The organism is Methylocystis sp. JAN1 (genome assembly GCF_052186135.1).
GTDB lineage: Bacteria > Pseudomonadota > Alphaproteobacteria > Rhizobiales > Beijerinckiaceae > Methylocystis.
This window is the reverse complement of sequence record NZ_CP181499.1, coordinates 1,706,685-1,725,314: the sequence shown is the minus strand read 5'-3', so window position 1 is coordinate 1,725,314 and position 18,630 is coordinate 1,706,685. Positions and strand designations below refer to the sequence as shown.

The 18,630-nt window shown below is 65.1% G+C and carries 21 protein-coding genes and 1 tRNA gene; 11 read left to right on the top strand and 11 right to left on the bottom strand.

From position 1 onward, the window contains the following. Positions 1 to 20 precede the first annotated feature (20 nt). The 3 genes from ACNHKD_RS08070 to pgi form a co-directional block, all read right to left on the bottom strand. Positions 21 to 665, bottom strand: a complete 645-nt coding sequence (locus tag ACNHKD_RS08070) for a hypothetical protein (RefSeq protein ID WP_442756552.1) — start codon at positions 663 to 665, stop codon at positions 21 to 23. Positions 666 to 699: 34 nt separating this feature from the next. After that, positions 700 to 996, bottom strand: a complete 297-nt coding sequence (locus ACNHKD_RS08065) for a hypothetical protein (RefSeq protein ID WP_442756551.1) — start codon at positions 994 to 996, stop codon at positions 700 to 702. A gap of 226 nt (positions 997 to 1,222) precedes the next feature. Further along, complete coding sequence (gene pgi / locus ACNHKD_RS08060) at positions 1,223 to 2,857, bottom strand: glucose-6-phosphate isomerase (RefSeq protein ID WP_442756550.1); 1,635 nt, start codon at positions 2,855 to 2,857, stop codon at positions 1,223 to 1,225. Between the two features lie 195 nt (positions 2,858 to 3,052). Between pgi and ACNHKD_RS08055 the strand changes: the two genes are divergently transcribed. Next, complete coding sequence (locus tag ACNHKD_RS08055) at positions 3,053 to 4,096, top strand: hypothetical protein (RefSeq protein WP_442756549.1); 1,044 nt, start codon at positions 3,053 to 3,055, stop codon at positions 4,094 to 4,096. Between the two features lie 108 nt (positions 4,097 to 4,204). Here ACNHKD_RS08055 and ACNHKD_RS08050 read toward each other — a convergent pair whose 3' ends face one another. Both ACNHKD_RS08050 and ACNHKD_RS08045 read right to left on the bottom strand, forming a co-directional pair. Beyond that, positions 4,205 to 5,185: an L-threonylcarbamoyladenylate synthase gene (locus tag ACNHKD_RS08050; RefSeq protein ID WP_442756548.1), complete on the bottom strand. Its 981-nt coding sequence runs from the start codon at positions 5,183 to 5,185 to the stop codon at positions 4,205 to 4,207. Beyond that, the gene (locus tag ACNHKD_RS08045) at positions 5,182 to 5,934 is read right to left on the bottom strand and encodes a peptidase (RefSeq protein ID WP_442756547.1); all 753 of its coding nucleotides are present in this window, start codon (positions 5,932 to 5,934) and stop codon (positions 5,182 to 5,184) included. The genes ACNHKD_RS08050 and ACNHKD_RS08045 overlap by 4 nt, the downstream gene beginning before the upstream one ends. Before the next feature lie 107 nt (positions 5,935 to 6,041). Between ACNHKD_RS08045 and mtnA the strand changes: the two genes are divergently transcribed. Further along, positions 6,042 to 7,151, top strand: a complete 1,110-nt coding sequence (mtnA, locus tag ACNHKD_RS08040; protein WP_442756546.1) for an S-methyl-5-thioribose-1-phosphate isomerase — start codon at positions 6,042 to 6,044, stop codon at positions 7,149 to 7,151. Between the two features lie 90 nt (positions 7,152 to 7,241). Here the strand turns inward: mtnA and ACNHKD_RS08035 are convergent, their stop codons facing one another. Then, positions 7,242 to 7,895 (bottom strand): class II aldolase/adducin family protein, encoded by a 654-nt coding sequence (locus tag ACNHKD_RS08035; protein ID WP_442756545.1) that lies wholly within the window; start codon positions 7,893 to 7,895, stop codon positions 7,242 to 7,244. Between the two features lie 75 nt (positions 7,896 to 7,970). Between ACNHKD_RS08035 and ACNHKD_RS08030 the strand changes: the two genes are divergently transcribed. The 7 genes from ACNHKD_RS08030 to ACNHKD_RS08000 all read left to right on the top strand — a co-directional run bounded on the left by ACNHKD_RS08030 (position 7,971) and on the right by ACNHKD_RS08000 (position 12,707). Then, positions 7,971 to 8,046, top strand: a tRNA-Ile gene (locus ACNHKD_RS08030). A gap of 204 nt (positions 8,047 to 8,250) precedes the next feature. Continuing rightward, complete coding sequence (locus tag ACNHKD_RS08025) at positions 8,251 to 9,069, top strand: hypothetical protein (RefSeq protein ID WP_442756544.1); 819 nt, start codon at positions 8,251 to 8,253, stop codon at positions 9,067 to 9,069. A gap of 27 nt (positions 9,070 to 9,096) precedes the next feature. Continuing rightward, complete coding sequence (locus tag ACNHKD_RS08020) at positions 9,097 to 9,615, top strand: restriction endonuclease (RefSeq protein WP_442756543.1); 519 nt, start codon at positions 9,097 to 9,099, stop codon at positions 9,613 to 9,615. Positions 9,616 to 9,699: 84 nt separating this feature from the next. Further along, a complete protein-coding gene (locus ACNHKD_RS08015; RefSeq protein ID WP_442756542.1) occupies positions 9,700 to 10,425 on the top strand; it encodes a DUF1614 domain-containing protein in 726 nt (241 codons plus the stop codon). Positions 10,426 to 10,432: 7 nt separating this feature from the next. Next, positions 10,433 to 11,251 carry a DODA-type extradiol aromatic ring-opening family dioxygenase gene (locus ACNHKD_RS08010; RefSeq protein WP_442756541.1) on the top strand — a complete coding sequence of 273 codons (819 nt, stop codon included), beginning with the start codon at positions 10,433 to 10,435 and terminating at the stop codon, positions 11,249 to 11,251. Between the two features lie 88 nt (positions 11,252 to 11,339). Then, a complete protein-coding gene (locus ACNHKD_RS08005) occupies positions 11,340 to 11,588 on the top strand; it encodes a hypothetical protein (protein WP_442756540.1) in 249 nt (82 codons plus the stop codon). A 63-nt stretch (positions 11,589 to 11,651) separates the two neighbouring features. Then, a complete protein-coding gene (locus tag ACNHKD_RS08000; protein ID WP_442756539.1) occupies positions 11,652 to 12,707 on the top strand; it encodes an SGNH/GDSL hydrolase family protein in 1,056 nt (351 codons plus the stop codon). Here ACNHKD_RS08000 and ACNHKD_RS07995 read toward each other — a convergent pair. Beyond that, entirely contained in the window at positions 12,704 to 13,504 is an 801-nt protein-coding gene (locus tag ACNHKD_RS07995; RefSeq protein ID WP_442756538.1) for a DUF1217 domain-containing protein, read from the bottom strand. The genes ACNHKD_RS08000 and ACNHKD_RS07995 overlap by 4 nt on opposite strands. A 114-nt stretch (positions 13,505 to 13,618) precedes the next feature. Then, positions 13,619 to 14,440, bottom strand: coding sequence for a cell envelope integrity EipB family protein (locus ACNHKD_RS07990; RefSeq protein ID WP_442756537.1), 822 nt, complete (start codon positions 14,438 to 14,440; stop codon positions 13,619 to 13,621). A gap of 124 nt (positions 14,441 to 14,564) precedes the next feature. On the opposite strand from ACNHKD_RS07990, the gene ACNHKD_RS07985 reads away from it, so the two are divergent. Both ACNHKD_RS07985 and ACNHKD_RS07980 read left to right on the top strand, forming a co-directional pair. Next, complete coding sequence (locus tag ACNHKD_RS07985; RefSeq protein WP_442756536.1) at positions 14,565 to 15,047, top strand: RidA family protein; 483 nt, start codon at positions 14,565 to 14,567, stop codon at positions 15,045 to 15,047. Then, positions 15,044 to 15,817 (top strand): glycerophosphodiester phosphodiesterase family protein, encoded by a 774-nt coding sequence (locus tag ACNHKD_RS07980; protein WP_442756535.1) that lies wholly within the window; start codon positions 15,044 to 15,046, stop codon positions 15,815 to 15,817. The genes ACNHKD_RS07985 and ACNHKD_RS07980 overlap by 4 nt, the downstream gene beginning before the upstream one ends. A gap of 3 nt (positions 15,818 to 15,820) precedes the next feature. On the opposite strand, the gene ACNHKD_RS07975 is transcribed toward ACNHKD_RS07980, so the two are convergent. The 3 genes from ACNHKD_RS07975 to ACNHKD_RS07965 form a co-directional block, all read right to left on the bottom strand. Continuing rightward, positions 15,821 to 16,261, bottom strand: coding sequence for a hypothetical protein (locus ACNHKD_RS07975; RefSeq protein ID WP_442756534.1), 441 nt, complete (start codon positions 16,259 to 16,261; stop codon positions 15,821 to 15,823). Between the two features lie 98 nt (positions 16,262 to 16,359). Then, positions 16,360 to 17,925 carry a SulP family inorganic anion transporter gene (locus tag ACNHKD_RS07970; RefSeq protein ID WP_442756533.1) on the bottom strand — a complete coding sequence of 522 codons (1,566 nt, stop codon included), beginning with the start codon at positions 17,923 to 17,925 and terminating at the stop codon, positions 16,360 to 16,362. Between the two features lie 57 nt (positions 17,926 to 17,982). After that, a complete protein-coding gene (locus ACNHKD_RS07965) occupies positions 17,983 to 18,618 on the bottom strand; it encodes a carbonic anhydrase (protein WP_442756532.1) in 636 nt (211 codons plus the stop codon). Positions 18,619 to 18,630: the final 12 nt, after the last annotated feature.

The following is an 18,630-nucleotide window of genomic DNA, read 5'->3' as shown; positions in this document are numbered from 1 at the left end:
TTCGTCAACATGCTCGCCCCTTAATGATAGAAGGCGTTGTTCGCGTAGCCGCTCTGCGAGCCGCCATTCCAGCCGCTCTGGCGACCGCCGCCGTAACCGCCCCAGGACCCGCCCTGCGAGCCGCCGTTCCAACCGCTCTGACGGCCGCCGCCGTAGCCGCCCCAGGAGCCGCCGTTCGATCCGCCGTTCCAGCCGCCCTGGCGACCGCCGCCATAGCCGCCCCAGCCGCCATTCGATCCGCCATAGCCGCCGTTATTGCTTCCCCAGCGATCGCCGCCGCAGCCAATTCTGTAACCCATGCTTTGAAGCTCACGGCAGGAAGCGGTCCCGCGCCGGCTGCTCACGTCGTTGCCGAAATAGCCGCCGCGGCCGCCGCCATTGCCGTTCCAGCCAGAGTTGCTGGCGGAGCTATTGCACTTCCAGCATTCGCCGTTCTTGTCAGGCCGCGGCGTATTGTTCCATCCGCCGGACTGCTGACCGCCGCCGTTCCAGCCGCCAGCGCCGCCATTTCCGCCGTTGCCGCCATAGCCTTTGGAGCCCGAATTGCCGTTGGAGACCGGCGTGCCCCAATTGCCGCTGCCCCAGGCGAAAGCGCTGGTCGCGGCCGGAATGCTGAGCGCTCCGGCAAGCGCGGCGGCGAGAGAGATTTTCTTGAAAGCGTTCATTGTCGTGATCCTTCCTGCATTCAAAATCGTGGGGTTAGAAGTCGCCGCGATGCGTCACGAGCGTGGTGTTGACGACGCGATCGCCGAAAGCGTCGGTGCGGATCGTTTTGACCATCTTGTTGCCGAACGGATCGGCGCGAACGATGCGCACCGCGGAGGACGGGTTGCCGAACGCGTCGAATTTGACGATGCGCGTCTTGCTGACGCGATTGCCGAACGCGTCGATGCGCGTGATCCGTTGCTCGGAAAAAGTCTCAGCCGAAGCGGCGGGGATGACGGCGGCGCTCAGGACGAGAGCCGAAGCCGCAAAAGCAATGTGTTTAGCGATCATGTTACTCTCCTCTACAAATCGAAAGCCGACTGCTTCGATGAGGAGAGAATTAAGCAATTCGAAAGGAATTGATGTGCGCCGTCGCACGGTGTGCGCGAGGCGGAGCCGACGACCGATGATATTTCCGCGCCCGCGAGCGGTTCAGGAGAGCTGACCGGAGCGACGCACTTGGCCACGATCCATGAAAAGGAGCCGCAGGCCTGCGCCTTTGCCGCTCCATGCGCCGCTACGCTCGCCGCCAGCTAATCAATCCCGCGGTCGACGCATCCAACCCTTCCGTCGAGGCGCCCGCATTTTCGACGATGGGCGCGAGTCTGTTGGCGAGCTCCTTGCCAAGCTCCACGCCCCATTGGTCGAAGGGATTGATGTCCCAGATCACCGACTGCACGAAAACCTTGTGCTCATACAACGCGACGAGGCGGCCCAACGCGCGCGGATCGAGGCGGCGGTAGAGGAAGACGCTCGAGGGCCGATCGCCCGAAAAGACCTTGTGCGGGGCGAGGCGTTCGACTTCCGCCTCGTCGAGCCCCTGCCCGCGCAACTGCGCTTTCGCCTCGTCCAGCGTGCGGCCGCGCATGAACGCTTCCGCCTGCGCGAGACAGTTGGAGAAGAGAAGCGCGTGATGATGCGCATCCGCGGCCGTCGGCTCGGCGGCGACGAGAAAGTCGATCGGCGTAACGTCCGTGCCCTGATGCAGAAGCTGGAAGAAGGCATGCTGCCCATTGGTGCCGGGCTCGCCGAAAACGATCGGCCCGGTCTGGTGCGTGTCGAAACCGCCTTCGCGGGTCACCGACTTGCCATTCGATTCCATGTCGAGTTGCTGGAGATAGGCAGGGAAACGCGCGAGGCGCTGGTCATAGGGAATGACCGCATGCGCGCCGCGCTTCATCACATTGCGATGCCAGACGCCGAGCAGGCCCATGAGCACGGGAATATTTTTGTCGAGCGGCGCCGAGCGGAAATGCTCGTCAACATCGAAGCCGCCTCGCAGAAACTGCGTGAAATTCTCCGGACCGACGGCGATGGCGAGGGCGAGGCCGATCGACGACCAAAGCGAATAGCGCCCGCCGACCCAATCCCAGAAGCCGAAGACGCGCGACGGCTCGATGCCGAAGGCCGCAACTTTGTCGAGCTTTGTCGAGACGGCGGCAAAGTGCTTGGCGACCGCGTCTTCGCCGAGCGCGGCCACGAGACGCGCGCGCGCGCTCGCCGCATTGGCCATCGTCTCCTGCGTCGTGAAAGTCTTGGACGACACGATGAAGAGCGTGCGCGCAAGATCGAGACCCGCGAGCGTATCGGCGAGATCGGCGCCGTCGACATTGGAAACGAAATGCGCGCGCGGGCCGCCGTCGGCGTAAGGCGACAAAGCGCGCGCCGCCATTGCGGGACCGAGATCCGAGCCGCCAATGCCGATATTCACGACATCCGTGAAGACGAAGCCCGTCGCGCCCTTCGCCTCGCCGGCGCGAATGGCGCGGGCGAAAGCATAAACCTTCTCGCGCTCCGCCTCGATCAGCGGGCGCACATTTTCGTCGCCGACGAGGAGCGGCCTCGTCGAGAGATCGCGCAGCGCCATATGCATGGCGGCGCGCTTCTCGGTGTTGTTCACGATCTCGCCGCCGAAAAGCGCGTCTCGCCACGACTCGAGCTTGCGCGCCCTGGCGAGCGCGACGAGGAGGTCGATCGTCTCGCGCGTCGCCTTGTGCTTGGAAAAGTCGAAGAGGAAGTTTTCGTCGAGCGCGACGCTGAAATTCCGGAAGCGCGCGGGGTCCGCCGCGAAAAGGTCGATCACGCGCGAATTGCTGAGCGTGGGCGCGTGTGCATCGAGCGCCAGAAAGGCGGCGGCGACGGCGTGGGACATGAGGGCGCTCGTTGTTGCGGTGCAGCGAATCGTCGGGTTGTCGACGTGAGAAGCTTATAGCGCGGCTGCGGATTCGAGCGCCAGACGGACGGCGGGCTCGCCCGACTGCATCGTGAACGAGAATTCACTGGTTTATGACAGAAGGATGTGAGTTTCTTGAAGGCTCGATGACGCCCATTTGACCGCAGGACGACGATGAACCCGATTCCCTTCCTCGACGTGCGCGACGGCGGACCCGTAGCCCATGCCAGGGCGCGGGTCGACGCCGCCGCGGCCCTGCGCGACGCCTGCCTTGGCGCGATCCCGCCGCTCGGGCGCTACTGCCTCTCGCCGATTGACCGCGTGGCGGCGAACTGGCTGAAGAAATCCGCCTCCGCCTATCGCGCGGAGCTTGAACATGTCGTGTCGATCCTGGGCTTTCCCGGCGCGATGACGCTCAATATGTCCTACCTCTTCGCCTGCACGACCCAGGCCTATGAGGGGCCCGACGGACTGCCGCGCATCCGCCGCACGCTGGACTGGCCATTCAAGGGCCTGGGCGAGGCCGTAGAGATGGCGTGGCAATCCGGCCCGGCGGGCGATTTCTACAACGCCACCTGGCCCGGCGCGGTCGGCGTACTCTCGGCCATGGCGCCGGGCCGTTTCTGCGCCGTCATCAACCAGGCGCCCATGCTGCGCCGCACCAAAGGCGCGCTCGGCTTCGCCGTCGACGCCGCGATCAACCTCCGCAACGCGCTGGCGAGCGAGGGCGGCTGGCCGCCGGACCATCTGCTGCGCTACGCCTTCGAGACCTGCGAGTCTTTTGAAGACGCGGTGACGCTCATTGCGCGCGAGCCGCTCGTGCGGCCGACGCTTTTCACGCTTGCCGGCGTCAAGCGCGGCGAGATGGCGCTGATCGAGCGCACGGAGGACGAGGCGCGCATCTATCGCCGGCCCGTCATCGTCGCCAATGACTGGCAGGAGCCTCAGCCCCGCTGGCACGCCCGCATGAGCCAGGCGAACAACGACGCGCGCGTCGCGCTCATGCGCACCATCGCGCCCGACGCGCCTCGCTTCGCCTGGGTTACGGAGCCGGTGCTCAATCGCCTCACGCGACTCGCTGTGGAGATGTGCGCGACGGGCTCGGGCGATTTCGTCGCGCGCGGCTATGAGTGCGCCTCGCTGCTGAAGGGATCGCCGCGCCCGGTGACGGCTGATTTCCACCTCCGCGCGGCGAGCCCGGCCGCGCTGGCCGCCTGATCCGCCAAAGGCGAACCTTAGTTACGGGCTCGGATGAAAGCGCGTCTTCACAAAGACTTGCGCGTGGGGCACGTGCGCGGAGAAGACGAAAGGCTGGCAGGTTATGAGTCACTGAGCAGGAATCTGGCTCAGCCCCGGAGCCGCCGCCCGTCTCAGCCGGTCGTTGATCGCTTCGCCCAAGCCGCGCTCTGGAATATGCGCGACGGCGGCCTTCTCGACGCCGCGTGCGTCGAGCTCCCGTAAATAAGCGAAAAGATTGGCGGCCGCCTCGACGAGGTCGCCCGCGGGCGAAAGGTCGAGCACGACCGTCCCCGGCGCCGCCAGGGCGGTCAGCCGCCCGCCGAAATCGAGCGCCGACTCCCCCGCCCGGATCTCATGCGCCTCCAGACGCAATCTCGCATTGGGCGCGTAATGAGAGGCCGTCATGCCGGGGGCCATGATCTCGGCGCGTATCGGCGCGGCGAGCTTTGCGCCCAGAACCCTCTCGATTTTCTCGCGCGCGACGGCGCCCGGCCGAAGCAGCGTCGGCCGCGCGCCGCAAAAGGAGACAATGGTCGATTCGAGCCCCGTCGCGGTTCGGCCGCCATCGAGAATCATGTCCACGCGGCCCGATAAATCCTCCGCCACATGCGCCGCCGTCACCGGGCTTACATGGCCGGAGCGATTGGCGGAGGGCGCCGCGACCGGCCGGCCCAGCGCCGAGATCAGCGCGCGCGCGACGGGATGATCGGGGACGCGCAGCGCAATGCTCGGCAATCCGGCCCGAGCCAGTTCGCAGGCTGAGCCGCCCGGCGCCGCCGGGGCGACGATGGTCAGCGCCCCCGGCCAGAAGGCCTCGGCGAGCTTCAACGCGGCGTCCGGCAAAACCGCCTCCCGCCGCGCCGCCTCGATATTTGCGACATGGGCGATGAGCGGGTTGAAGGAGGGCCGCCCCTTGGCGTCGTAGATGCGCGCGACGGCCCAGGCGCTGGCGGCGTCGGCCCCGAGCCCGTAGACTGTCTCCGTCGGGAAAGCGACGAGACCGCCCTCTCGAAGAATCTGCGCCCCGCGCGCGATTGACCCGCTATCCGCCGACGTCAGGACGGTCATGGTTCGCGACCGCGATAGGGCGGCGCCGGAATGGCCATATGCGCCGCGCGCAACGCTTTCGACCATCGCTCGCGGAGGTCGCGGAAATATTCGTCGCCGGCGTCGATGCGCGTCGAGACTTCGAGTTGCAAAGCGTCGCGGCGCAGCAGCGCGACGTCGATCGGCAGGCCGACGGACAAATTCGATTTGATCGTCGAATCCATGGAAATCAGGCCGATCTTCAGCGCATCGTAGATGTCGCTGTCGAAATTGGCCGCGCGGTCGAGGATGGGCTTGCCATATTTGTGCTCGCCGATCTGCAGGTAATTGGTGTCAGGCGTGCATTCGATGCTGTTGCCGGCCGTGTAGATCATGAAAAGACGCGGCTCGCCGCCCCTGATCTGGCCGCCGAGAAGCAAGGTGACGTCAAAGCTGACGCCGTTGGACTGGTCGGCCGGATCGAAGGCCTCGGCGCGCGAACGGCGCACGGCGCGGCCGACGAGCTGCGCCGCCTTGAGCATGGTCGGCGCCGTCATGGCGCTTTCAATTTCCTTGGTGTCGGGATTCTCGAACCCCTCTTTCAGGAAATTGACGACCCCCTGCGTCACGGAGAGGTTGCCCGCCGAAGCGAGCATGAGCACGCGTTCGCCGGGCTGCTCGAAGAGTTGCAGCTTGCGAAAGGTCGATATGTTGTCGAGGCCCGCATTGGTGCGCGTATCCGCGATCATCACCAAACCGTCGCGCACCAGGACGCCGCAACAATAGGTCATGGAATCTCCCCGGCCCGCCGCAACGCCTTCGGTCGCGCGCCGCCCTCGGTTTACAAGTTCCGGGCCAGAAGGCACAAGGGCCGAAAGCCACCCGAAGGCGAGCGAAGATGCGCATCAATGGCCGCGACTATAGGACGATATGGCTCGACGAGGTCGGCGGCCAAGAGACCGGCCGCCGCGTGGAAATCATTGACCAGACCCGCCTGCCCCATCGCTTCGAGACGCTGACCCTTGCCGACAGCGACGGGGTCGCCCGGGCTGTCAGCGACATGAATGTGCGCGGCGCCCCGCTTATCGGCGTCGCGGGCGCCTATGGCCTGGCTTTGGCGACGCAGGAGGATGCGAGCGACGCGGCGCTCGAGGCGGCCTATGGCAAGCTTTTGGCGGCGCGTCCCACCGCCGTCAATCTGCGCTGGGCGCTCGACCGGGTGAAGGCCCTCCTTGCCGCCGCGCCGGCGTCCGAGCGCATCGCGCTCGCTTTCGCCGAGGCGGGGCGCATCGCGGAAGAAGACGTCGCCTGCTGCGCGGCCATCGGCGTTCATGGCGAGGCGCTGATTCGCGCGGCGGCCGAGGCGAATCCCGGGCGGCCGATCAACATCCTCACGCACTGCAACGCCGGCTGGCTCGCCACCGTCGACTGGGGCACGGCGCTGGCGCCCGTCTACAAGGCGGCGCGCGCGGGGATCGATCTTCATGTGTGGGTCGACGAGACGCGGCCGCGCAATCAGGGCGCGAGCCTCACGGCTTTCGAGCTTTTGTCCGAGGGGATCAGGCATACGGTGATCGCCGACAACGCCGGCGGGCATCTGATGCAGCGCGGCATGGTCGATCTCTGCATCGTCGGCACGGACCGCACCACCCGCACGGGCGATGTGTGCAACAAGATCGGCACCTATCTCAAGGCGCTCGCCGCCCATGACAATGGCGTGCCCTTCTATGTCGCTTTGCCCGCCTCCACCATCGACTGGCGGATTGACGACGGCGTCGCGCATATCCCGATCGAGGAGCGCAGTGCGCGCGAGGTGACGCATGTTTCGGGGCGCGCGCCCGACGGCGGGGTGACGGAAGTTCAGGTGACGCCCGAAGGCTCGCCAGCGCGCAACTGGGCCTTCGACGTGACGCCGGCGAGATATGTCACCGGATTGATTACCGAGCGCGGCGTTTGCGCGGCGACGGAAGCAGGGTTGAGAGGATTGTTTCCCGACTTGGCGCGCTGAGCCGCTCCATCTTTGCGCCGAGCGAATGGATGAGGCGATCCGAAGCTCGACGACTTTTCCGGATTGTTTCGCTTGGCTTGCAATGATGGGCTACGCCCGGTTGCTCGGCCCGTAGTTCTTGAACCGCTCGACCGTTCGCCAGATCTCGTCGTCGGGCAGCACAAACGGCTCCCCCGCCATCGAGCTTAGATAATAAACTTGCGCCAGCGCCTCCAGCTCCACCGCGCGCCACAGCGCCTTGCGCATGTCGGGCCCGGCGACGACGGCCCCGTGATTGGCGAGCAGCACGCCATCCCGGTCCTTCAGACCCTCGACGACGAGCGCCGACAGCTCGGCCGCGCCATAGGAGGCGTAGCCGACGCAGGGCACGGTCGGGCCGCCAAAGGCCGCGATCATGTAATGCACGGCGGGGATCTCCCGCCGCAGACAGGCGAGCGTCGTGGCGTAGGTCGAATGCATGTGCACGACCGCGCCCACGTCGGGCCGGGCGCGATAAATGTCCAGATGAAATCGCCATTCGCTCGACGGCGCCAGCGGTCCTTCGAAGGCGCCGCTCTCGTCGGCGATCCGCATCCGCGCGATCAACTCGGCCGCGAGCTCGCGGGCGGGGACCCCGCTCGGCGTCACCAGCGCCGATTCGCCGGTCCGAAGCGACAGATTCCCCGCCGAGCCATGATTGAGCCCCAGCCGCTCCAGCTCCAAAGCCCCAGCGACAATGGCCGCGCGCGCCTCGGCGTCCGTCATCCGCCCTACCCCTCGCGCGGCGATATTGCCTGCCAGATAGATTGCTGTATAGGACGTAGCGTCCCCGAGCGACAGGGGCCGGTAGCTCAATGGTTAGAGCCGACCGCTCATAACGGTCTGGTTGGGGGTTCGAGTCCCTCCCGGCCTACCAGTTTCAGCGCGCAAAGAACGCCGGCGGAGCCCGGGATATGCGCCGCGCCGATGCGGGGATCGACGTGAATTCGTAATTTACGCTCGCCCGGTCGCAGATTGCGCTCCGCTCGCGCCAATTCCTCTGCGAAGAGTGAGATTAAGCTCGCCCGATTCTTGCTTTCCCCGCGCGCGGGGCGCTTAATCGCGCCGAAAGAGGATCGTGATGTCCGAAGATCTGAGCGTGCTGGTATGCGGCATTGGCGAGGAAGCGTCGGCTGCGGCGCGGACGCTGTTCGCGGAGGGCTACGCCGTGGCGCTCTACCGCTCGACGGCGCCCCTCATACTGCGCCGGCGCATGTGCTACGCCGACGCCTGGTACGACGGCTGCGCCCAGCTCGACGGGATCGAAGCCCGCCGCGCCGACGTGAACGCCGAATTCATGCTCGGATTTCAAACCCGCGAATTCATTCCGCTCCTGCGGGGCAGTCTGGACGAGGCGGTCGATCGCTGGCCCTGGCATGTGATCGTCATCGCCAGGGAAGACAAGGAGCCCCAGCCGATCGCGCTGCGCGACCTCGCCGAGCTGAGCATCGGCTTGGGCCGCGCCTTCACGCCCGGCGAGGATTGCGACCTTGCGATCGACACCGAAGGCCACGATCCCGGCGCCATCCTCAGCCCCGGCGAGAAGCCTTCGATCAGCCGGCCGCGAGACGTCGCCGCCGACCACGCTCTCGCCCGCGCGACGGGAGCCGGCCTTTTTCGCACCCATTTGTCAATCGGCGCCGCCGTCGAGGCCGGCGCCACGCTAGGCTTTGTCGACGACGCCGTCCTGCGCGCCCCGACAGCGGGCCGCATCAAGGGCCTGGCGCGCAAAGAGCAGGCCGTGGTCGAGGGCTCTCCTCTGGTCGAGATCGCGCTCGACCCGAGCGCGCGCGTCGCGGGGGTCAGCGGCCGAAACAAGCTCGTCGCGCGCGGCGTCGCCTTCGCGATCGAGATCGAGAATGAGGGCATCGAGCCCTTCTCTTTCGAAGGCTGGCGTTGAGCCGCGACTGTCGCCTTTTGGACAAAAATGACGCATTGGAGCAGTCGCGGCGTCGCCGGATGGGTCGTCGCGATATTCGTCTTCACCGCCCTCGCCGGCTTTTTCTGGCCGCATATGGCCGGGATCGTCTTTATGGGCCTCGCTTATTTCGGCGTCTTGCATCTCGCCGTGCTCGTCTATGAGCAGATCGCCGAGCCGCAGTTTCGCGCGGATATGAGCCCGGAGGAGTTCGAGCATTACTGCGCGGCGTTGCTTCGGCAGGCGAAATGGCGCGCGGACGTCACGCCGGCGAGCGGCGATCAGGGCGTGGACATCGTCGCCGCGAAGCGGGGCCGGCGCATTGTCGTTCAATGCAAGATGTATGCGAAGCCGGTCAGAAATCGCGCGGTTCAGGAAATCGTCGCCGGCGTCGCCCATGTGGAGGCGCAGCGGGGCGTCGTCGTGACCACCGTCGGCTATACGCCCGCCGCCGAAGCGCTGGCAGCATCCAACAACGTCCTGCTGCTTCATCATTCGCAGCTTCGCCGCATCGACCGGTTGCTTTGATGGCTTGTGCAAGTCCGCGCCCGACAGGTGGAAACTCTCGCGCGCCGCGCCATCTCCCAGCCGGAGGCCGAAGAGGAGGGCAGGATGCATCTGGGCGACGCGCAATATCTTCCGGTGGCTCCGCCGATCTTCCTTCTGCTTGCCGGCGTCGTCGCGCTTCTCGTCATCCTCGTCCAGCTTCGGATCCTGCAATATGCATACACCCAGCTCGGCGTCAGCTCGCAGACCGCCGTCTTCCTGCTCATCGCGTCGCTGCTCGGCAGCTATGTGAACATTCCGATCGCGACGCTGGGAAGCGAGCCTTTCGTCAGCGAGCGTGAGATCATCTATTTCGGCGTCCCATATGTCGTGCCGCAATTGTCGCAGCCGGAAGTCATTCTCGCCGTGAATGTCGGCGGCGCGGTGATCCCGACGCTTCTCTCCTTCTTTCTTCTGTCTCGGAACGCCCTGTGGGGGCGCGGCCTGATCGCGGCCGCCTGCGTCGCGGCGATCACCTACGCTCTTGCCGAACCCGTGCGCGGGATCGGCATCGCCGTGCCGATCTTCGTCGGCCCGCTCGCGGCCACGATCATCGCCGCGGTCATTTCATGGCGCAATCTCGCCCCGCTCGCTTATGCGGGCGGAAGTCTGGGCGTGCTGATCGGCACCGACCTCATGAATATCGACAAACTGCAGGGGCTCGGAACGCCCGTGCTCTCCATCGGCGGCGCCGGCACGTTCGACGGCATCTTCCTCACCGGCGTTCTCGCCGTGCTGCTCGCCAGCCTGATCGGTCGCGCCCAAAGGGCGGAAAGCTACGGCGCGTTGTGATAAGAGTATGCCGGCGACCATCCGGGGAAAGCGCTTGCGTCTGCCGACCTACTTCATCTCCCATGGCGGGGGCCCATGGCCATGGCTGCCGGACTGGCGGCGCCGTTTCGTCAATCTAGAAGAGGCGCTCGCGCGCATGCCGCAGGAGATCGGCGAGCGGCCAAGAGCCGTGCTGGTCGTCTCCGGCCATTGGGAGGAGGCTAGCTTCGCCGTCATGGCGGCGGCGCGCCCGCCCATGGTCTACGACTATTCCGGCTTTCCGCCCGAAACCTATGAGATCGTCTACCCCGCCCCGGGCGCGCCGGAGCTCGCGGCCCGCGCCGCAAGCCTGATCCTTGCGGCGGGCCTGTCCGCGCGCCTTGACGAGACCCGTGGCTTCGATCACGGCGCCTTCGCGCCCCTCTTCATCATGTATCCCCAAGCGGACATCCCCATTTTCCAGCTCTCGCTTCAGGCGGGCTACGACCCCGCCGCGCATCTGGCGGCGGGCCAGGCGCTCGCGCCGCTGCGCGAGGAGGGCGTCCTTATCGTCGGCTCGGGGCTCAGCTACCACAATCTCCAGCGCTTTGGCCCGGCGGCGCGGGAGCCCTCGGAAGCCTTCGACGAATGGCTCGGCGAAACGATGGCGGAGTCGCCCGCAAGACGGCGTGAAAAACTGATCGCCTGGGAGGCCGCGCCTTATGCGCGCCTCTGTCATCCGCGAGAAGATCACCTCGCGCCGCTATTCGTCGCCCTCGGAGCCGCGGAGGACGCGCCGGCGAAGCGCGTCTATCACGACGCGGGCCTGTTCGGCGGCGTGACGGCGTCGAGCTACCGCTTCGGATAATGCGCGCGTTTTTCTCTCGGGCGCGCTATCCTGGGGCGGCGCGAACGCAGTGGCGGGAAGCGCTTGGAGAACGGATCCTCGGTCGGACATGGGACGCTTTTCGCTTATCTGCCTCGCTGGCCTGTTCGTCGCTTTGGCTCCTTTCGCAGCGCAAGCCGCGAGCCGAGGTCTCGCGCATGCGCCAAAAACGGCTGCGGCAAAAAAGGCGGAGGCCTCCCCGCCTTCCGCCAGGCCCATCGAGCCGATCGAGGCGCCTGAAAAGGCGCCCGGCGCGGGCTGGAGCGGCTTCTATTTCGGCGTAAACGCCGGCGCCGCCAGGGCCGAAACCATTCGCTGACGTCTTTTTGATAGAGATTTCGACGCGCCCTGTTTGACCAGTGTATTCGCGGAGGTTTCCCGCTTGCATATTCTCTTGCTGGGAGGCTCCAACGCCGGCGTGAAGAATGGCTGGGCCGCGCAGTTTGCGGAATTGGCGACGGGCCATCGCGTCGAGAACCGCTTTCTCGGCGCCGTCGGCTCGCTCTATGGGTTGATGGCGCTCATGAAACTTGAGCGCGAACACGCGCCCCTGCCCGACCTCGTCATTTTCGAATATTGCCTCAACGACATTCTTCTGCTCGAGGCCGGCGTCCTGCGGCCCGCGCTCGTCGCCGACGCGCTTCAGGCGGTGACGGATTTCTGCGCGCATAAGGGCGTCGGCCTGTTTTTCCTCAATCTGGAGCCGCGCCCGAGCGGCAACCGTAAGCAGCAAAAAGCGATCCGGCGAATCGCCAAGCTATACGCCGCCACCGCGCGCCGTCGCGGCGTCCCCAGCCTGTCGCTGCGCAACGTATTTTCAGAAGCGCTCGTCGCCGCGCATTTCCAGGACGAGAATCATCTTTCGACCGAAGCCGCGGGCCGCGTGGCGCGCGCTCTGCTCGCGGAAGTCGATGCGGGCGTCGCCGCGCCGCAGCCGAGAGCGGAGCAGGCGCCTCGTTTCGATTATGTCGACGCGACCCAGACGCTCGTACTCGGCCCCTGCGCGCTGCGCGTTCTGGCCTCGCGCGTGTTCGAAGGGCCATTTCTCGAAATCGAACGCGGCGGAAAGAGCTTCTGGCCCGGCGAAGGTTCGCTTGTCGCCTTGATGCTGCAATCGACCGACGCGAGCGGCGTCTACAGCATCCGCACAGGGGACTGCGCCGTTAGAAAGACGCCGCGCTCGCAGATGCAGGATATCGTGCGCAATCTGATGCTGCTGCACTATGTCGCCGGCGACATTCAGGCGAACGGCGAAGTTGAAATCGCCATGCCGGAGGACGAAGACGGTCTGATGCGCCTTCCGGCGAACAAGGGCCTCCTCGAAGCGCCCGCGCGCGCGCCGTTCGAGGCGCAGACGATCGCCATTCACGGCGTCATCTTCTGGCGAGAAGGGTCCCTGCGCGCGCGCCTGCGGGCCTTCGTCGAGAGATGGATCTAATAGCCGCGCAAAGCGGCCTGCCGTTGCAGGATCAGGGAGAGGTCGACGCCCACCGGCTCATCGGAGCCGATAAGAGACGCGCCGTAGAGAATGGCGTTGGCGTTCGTGACCGCCGTCGGCGCCGCGCCGGCGTTCTGCATGTCATACATCGCCGCGAAGCGGGCGATGAAGGACGAGAGCTTCTTTTCGTCCTTGAAGTCATCGATATCCAGCTTGGCCTTCAGCAAGCGCGCTTGCGTGTCGACAGGCTGCGCCGAGGTTTTCGGCGAAACGCCGAGCGCGGTCTGCACGACTTCGAGCAGCTTCTTGTCGGCAAGCACGCCATAAACGCTCGTGAGCTGCGGCGCATGCTCCCGGAAGTAGAGCGCCAGCTCCACGCCTGGATTCTGCCTGCCCTGATCCGCCTGCATGGCCTGCTCGACATAGCGGCCCGTCACGGTCTCCGCGAGACTCGCCGAAGCGACTGCGGCGCCCTTCGCCGCATAGTCGAAAGCCTTGGCGAAAGCGAGGATGTTGGGGTTGTGCAACGTATTCGCCAGCGCGTCGGGATTGTCGACGCCCTGCGCGAGCGCCTTGCGCATCAGTCCGACCGCATAGGTCTTGTCCCCGAGGCCGAAGGCCTTCATGGCGTAACTGAAGAGCCGCTTGTCCGCCAGCAACGCGTCGATCGACGTGGCTTGGGAAATTTTCGCCTGAAAATACGCCGTCTCCGCTGAGACCGCCGGCGCCTTTGCGGCGACGCCGCGCCATCTGCCGAGATCGTTTGCGACTGCAAGATAAGAGCCGATCGTCGTCATCGTGCGCCCCGCTAGCTGGAGCGCATCAAATCATGCTAACGCGCTCGAATGAGCGAGCAGGCTACATGCGAGCCGCTCGTCTGGCGCGACAATCCGCGCGTCGACATTAAGGATTTATTTCTTGCAGGACGCAGCGGGTTGGATCGTCAGTTCGGTCATATCCCCCTTAAGGACGAAATCGCCGTAATCGAGCTTGAGCGCGCGCGAGACGCCGTTTTCGTAAAGATCGAACGACAGAACATAGATCGGCTGGCCGTCGCGCTTGCCGGGTTCGAAATAGGAGACGGAGACGCGCCAGCGCTTCATGCCCTTGAGCGCGTCGGCCTGAGCGGCCTTCTCGCCCGCCGGCGCCTCGATCGACTTGCCGATGACGGTCAGCGTGTCGAAGGCCTTGTCGCCCTCGCCCGTGCCGTCATAGACTTGCGCCTCCAGGAGCGAGTCCCCTTTCCGCGCCGCTTCGACGATGTGGCGCAGATGCTCGCTCGGGAAAAGGGCCGGTCCGTCGAGGTCCAGATGGGCGCGCTTTGGGCGCGAAAGATCCACCGCGACGCGCCCGTCCCTGGACTTCTGCGCCTTTCCATCGACCGCCTCGGCGGAGGCGTTGTCGATCTTCGTCTCGACCTTGAAGCGATAATTCGAGGCGTCCAGCGCCTCGAAAGTCGCCGACAGCATGTCGGAGAGCTTCGTCGCGCCTTCCGCCGGCTGAAGCTCGGTGATCTGGCGGAAATTCTGGACGTAACCGTCGCACGAGGCGGAAAAATCGAAAACGATGCGACCGCGCGCCTGCGCCGGCGCTTTGGAGCCCGTCGCCTTGTCGAGCGTGAGCTCGTAAACGGCGCGATGGGACGCGAGCGCCGTCGTTTCCGCCCTCGCCGCGGAAAGCGGTGGAAGGCTCGCGGCGAAAACGACGGCGAAGAACGCGCGCGTGAGAGTCATGAGACGGAATCACCTGGAAGGAGTTGCGCCGCCATTGCGTCGCGGGAGGGCTGAAATTAGGGTCAGCTCTGCACTGGAGCAAATGTTTTCTGCGCAATGGCGCCAAGGCCCAAAGGAATGCGACATGTCCAATCAGACGACTGAGACTCCGGCGGCGCGGCTCGCCGACCTCGGTCTCGCTCTGCCGCCCGCCGCCGCGCCGGTCGCGAATTATGTCCCTTACATTCGGGCGGGGAGCCTGCTTTTCATCTCCGGCCAGCTTCCGGTCGGCCCCGGGGGCGTCGACGCGGCGCATAAGGGCAAGCTCGGGGTCGGCGTGTCGCTTGAGAGCGGACAGGCGGCCGCGCGTCAGGCGGCGCTGAACGTATTGGCGCAGGCGAACGCCGCCGTCGGCGATCTTGCCCGGCTCAAGGCCGTACGCATCGGCGGCTATGTGAATTGCGCGCCCGATTTCGGCCAGGTTCCGCAGGTGGTGAACGGCGCCTCGGACCTCTTCGCCGCCGTGCTCGGCGAGAACGGCAAACATGCGCGCTTCGCCGTCGGCGTCGCGCAGCTTCCCCTGGACGCCGCCGTCGAAGTCGAGGGCGTTTTCGAGATCCTGGATTGAGCGCGCGAGATCTCGCCTGGCTGACGGCGCGGCCGATCGCGCATCGCGGGCTGCATGACTTTGCGCGCGGCATCGTCGAGAACTCGGTCGGCGCCGCCCAGGCCGCCGTCGCCGCGGGCTACGCCATCGAATGCGACGTGCAGGCGACGCGAGATGGCGACCTTGTCGTATTCCATGACGAGTCGCTGGAACGGTTGACGCGGCGGCGCGGCAAGGTCGCGAATTTTGACGCGGCGGCGCTCGCGGCGATCACGCTCGCAGGCGCTCGCGAGACGATCCCGACTTTCGAGGCCTTTCTTGCGGCGATAGATGGACGAACGCCGCTGGTGGTCGAACTCAAAAGCAATTTCGACAACGATCTCCTGCCCGCGCGCCGCGTCGCGGAATTGCTGTCGCGCTATCGCGGCCCCGTCGTCGTCGAGAGCTTCGATCCGGCGCCCATCGCCTTTTTGCGCGCGGACGCGCAAGCGCTCGGCGTCGCGCATATTCCGCTCGGCATGGTGGGCGAAGCCACTTACGACGATCCCTATTGGGCGATGTTGTCGACAAGCCAGCGCAGCGAAATGACGCATTTTCTGCATTATCCGAAGACGCGGCCGGACTTTCTGTCCTGGAACGCCGCCAATCTGCCGCACGCCATTCCCTTCCTCGCGCGCGAGGGGCTGCGCATTCCCGTCACGGCCTGGACCGTGCGCAGCGTTGCACAAGCGGAAGCCGCGCGGCGGTGGGCGGACCAGATCGTCTTCGAAGGCTTTCCGCCTCCCGGATGACGATCACTCCGGCCGCATAATTTCCGTCATGTTGTAATCGACGCGGCGAGGGTCGGAGAAGTCGGTGAAGACCCGCACCCGGAGATTGCCGTTCGACAAGGAATTGATGCGGACCGTGCGCCTCGCAAAGCCCTGATCATAGGTGAGCCGCAAGCCGCCCGACGTCTGAAAGGCGCCGGTCCGCACGCCCCAGTCGCAATCCGTCGGATGGCATTTGCCGAAGAGCCGCACGCTGTCGGGCGGCGAGCAGGCGGGTTGGCCGTTGAGCACCTGATCGCAACAGCCTACTTCGACTTCGGCCCGCGTCAAACCGCGCGTCGCGCCGTTGGCGGAGACCCAGTCGCCGCTCATCGGACTGTTCGTGCAGAGCGCAAGAGCGTTCGATCCGGCGAGGCAGAGGCAAGCAAATGCGGCTGCTTCAAGCAGGAAATAAGAGACGCGCATGGCGACGATCTCCTAAAATTTTATCGAAGTCCAATAAATTGACGGTAACACGCATGAAGTGCGGCGGCAAGGAAACCTCGCCGCCGCGCGACTCTTGGTCAGGCGGGCGCCAAAACGCCGTTGGCGGGCGTCCTGCCCTTCACATTCTTCAACTCGACATGGATGTTATTGTCGCTCGCCGCTTTGATGAAGTCCTCGAGCGTCTCCATGATGTCCTGGTCGATGAAGGTAGCGCGCGTGCCGTCGATGACGAGGAAGCTGTCATCCTCGATTTCCTCCAGCATGTTGCGCAGCGGCGCCTTGTTGAGAAAGGACACGTCCTTCTGAAGGCGCAGCAGATAGTTCTTGCCGTCGCGGGTGAGCGAAAAGGCGGCATGATAATTGGCTTTGAGCACATAGAAGAGGCCTACGGCCATGCCGATCGCCATTCCCTTGAGCAGGTCCGTCATCAGGATCGCTGCGATGGTCACGGCAAAAGGCGCGAACTGGTCCAGACCCTTCTCGTACTGCTCCATCACGAGCTTTGGTTTCGCCAGTTTGTATCCGGTGAGCAGCAGCACCGCCGCGAGACAGGCGAGCGGGATCATGTTGAGCACGACGGACAGGAACATCACACTGAGCAGCAACAACCATCCATGCACGATGCAGGCGACCTTGGTGTGCGCGCCGGCGTTGATGTTCGCCGAGCTGCGCACGATCACCGCCGTGATCGGCAGGCCGCCAATCATGCCGCTGATGAAATTGCCGACGCCCTGGGCCTTGAGCTCCTGGTTTGTCGGCGCCGTCCGCTTGAGCGGGTCGAGCTTGTCGACCGCCTCCAGACTCAGCAGCGTTTCGAGGCTGCCGACCAGCGCGAGCGTCGCCGCCGTGACGTAGACATGCAGATCCGTCAATTTGCCAAGATCCGGGAAGCGAAGCTCGCCGAAAAATTGCACCGGCCCGGAAATCACCGGCAGCGTGACGAGATGCTGCGGCGCGATCGCCATCGCCGGCGCGACGATTTGCGCGACCATGTTGAAAAGAACGCCGAAGATCACCGCGACGAGCGCCCCCGGGACGAGGGACAAGACGCGATTGTCTCTTATGCGCGTCGAATCCCAAAAAAGCAGGATCGCGATCGAGGCCAGGGATACAACCGTCGCGCCGGGCGAGATCGAATTGAATGAGGACCACAGGAAAGAGAATGTCGTGTGGCTGTCGTCCTCGAGGAAAGACAGATCGCTGTCCGCATCCGCGTCGTACCCCACCGCATGCGGCAGTTGCTTCATGATCAGGATGAGGCCGATCGCGGCCAGCATGCCCTTGATGACGGCGGAAGGAAAATAGGCGCCGATAACGCCTGCCCGCACATAGCCCATCGCGATCTGGATAAGGCCGGAGAACGCGACGGCGAGGAGCATGCCGTCCAGGCCGAGTTTCTCGGCCGCGCCGGCGACGATGACCGTGAGGCCCGCGGCGGGGCCCGATACGCTGAGCTGAGAGCCGCTGACGATCGACACGACCAGGCCGCCGATGACGCCGGCGATGACGCCGGAGAAAGGCGGCGCGCCCGATGCGACCGCGATGCCGAGGCACAGGGGAAGCGCTACGAGGAACACGACGACGCCCGCCGGAATGTCGTGATCGAGATAGCGGAAATAGTAATCGAGATGTTTGCGAAGCACGGCTGAAGTCTCCTGTTCAGTCGTTCGTTTCGTGATTTTGGTGGACGCGTTGGGCCGTCAGTCCCTCCAGGCGTAAATCTCGTCGACCTTGGTGTCGGGATCGAGAGAGATGAGCTGCTTGAGAATCCCGTCGTCGAGCGCGAACACCCAGCCATGCACCATGGGGCGCTGCTCGTTCTTCCAGGCGCTCTGCACGATCGAGGTATAGGAAAGACTATTGACCTGCTCGATCACGTTGAGCTCGACCAGTCGGTGCGCCTTCTCGTCCAGGGAGCGGATCTCGTCGAGCTCATCGCGATGCCGCCGGTAGACGTCCCTCACATGCATCAGCCATTTGTTGAGCAGGGTGAAATCCGAGCCCTGATGAGAGAGCGCCGCCCTCACGCCGCCGCAATTATAGTGGCCGCAAACGATGATGTGCTTCACCTTCAAAACCTGCACCGCATATTGAACGACGCTGAGGCAATTGAAGTCCGTGGCGATCACCTGATTGGCGATGTTGCGATGCGCGAAGATGAGACCCGGCTCCGCATTGACGATGATGTCGGCGGGCACGCGGCTGTCCGAGCATCCGATCCACAGGAATTCGGGCTTCTGGCCGCGCGCCAGCCGCTCGAAATAATCGGGCTCTCGGAGTTTGACCTCTTCCGCCCAGGCTTTGTTCTCCAGTAAAAGTTTTTCATGTGACCGCATTTGCCGTCCATT

Coding starts and splice junctions, on each gene's coding strand:
- ACNHKD_RS08070 (WP_442756552.1), bottom strand. CDS start 665: ATGAACGCTTTCAAGAAAATCTCTCTCGCCGCCGCGCTTGCCGGAGCG.
- ACNHKD_RS08065 (WP_442756551.1), bottom strand. CDS start 996: ATGATCGCTAAACACATTGCTTTTGCGGCTTCGGCTCTCGTCCTGAGC.
- pgi (WP_442756550.1), bottom strand. CDS start 2,857: ATGTCCCACGCCGTCGCCGCCGCCTTTCTGGCGCTCGATGCACACGCG.
- ACNHKD_RS08055 (WP_442756549.1), top strand. CDS start 3,053: ATGAACCCGATTCCCTTCCTCGACGTGCGCGACGGCGGACCCGTAGCC.
- ACNHKD_RS08050 (WP_442756548.1), bottom strand. CDS start 5,185: ATGACCGTCCTGACGTCGGCGGATAGCGGGTCAATCGCGCGCGGGGCG.
- ACNHKD_RS08045 (WP_442756547.1), bottom strand. CDS start 5,934: ATGACCTATTGTTGCGGCGTCCTGGTGCGCGACGGTTTGGTGATGATC.
- mtnA (WP_442756546.1), top strand. CDS start 6,042: ATGCGCATCAATGGCCGCGACTATAGGACGATATGGCTCGACGAGGTC.
- ACNHKD_RS08035 (WP_442756545.1), bottom strand. CDS start 7,895: ATGACGGACGCCGAGGCGCGCGCGGCCATTGTCGCTGGGGCTTTGGAG.
- ACNHKD_RS08025 (WP_442756544.1), top strand. CDS start 8,251: ATGTCCGAAGATCTGAGCGTGCTGGTATGCGGCATTGGCGAGGAAGCG.
- ACNHKD_RS08020 (WP_442756543.1), top strand. CDS start 9,097: ATGACGCATTGGAGCAGTCGCGGCGTCGCCGGATGGGTCGTCGCGATA.
- ACNHKD_RS08015 (WP_442756542.1), top strand. CDS start 9,700: ATGCATCTGGGCGACGCGCAATATCTTCCGGTGGCTCCGCCGATCTTC.
- ACNHKD_RS08010 (WP_442756541.1), top strand. CDS start 10,433: ATGCCGGCGACCATCCGGGGAAAGCGCTTGCGTCTGCCGACCTACTTC.
- ACNHKD_RS08005 (WP_442756540.1), top strand. CDS start 11,340: ATGGGACGCTTTTCGCTTATCTGCCTCGCTGGCCTGTTCGTCGCTTTG.
- ACNHKD_RS07995 (WP_442756538.1), bottom strand. CDS start 13,504: ATGACGACGATCGGCTCTTATCTTGCAGTCGCAAACGATCTCGGCAGA.
- ACNHKD_RS07990 (WP_442756537.1), bottom strand. CDS start 14,440: ATGACTCTCACGCGCGCGTTCTTCGCCGTCGTTTTCGCCGCGAGCCTT.
- ACNHKD_RS07985 (WP_442756536.1), top strand. CDS start 14,565: ATGTCCAATCAGACGACTGAGACTCCGGCGGCGCGGCTCGCCGACCTC.
- ACNHKD_RS07975 (WP_442756534.1), bottom strand. CDS start 16,261: ATGCGCGTCTCTTATTTCCTGCTTGAAGCAGCCGCATTTGCTTGCCTC.
- ACNHKD_RS07965 (WP_442756532.1), bottom strand. CDS start 18,618: ATGCGGTCACATGAAAAACTTTTACTGGAGAACAAAGCCTGGGCGGAA.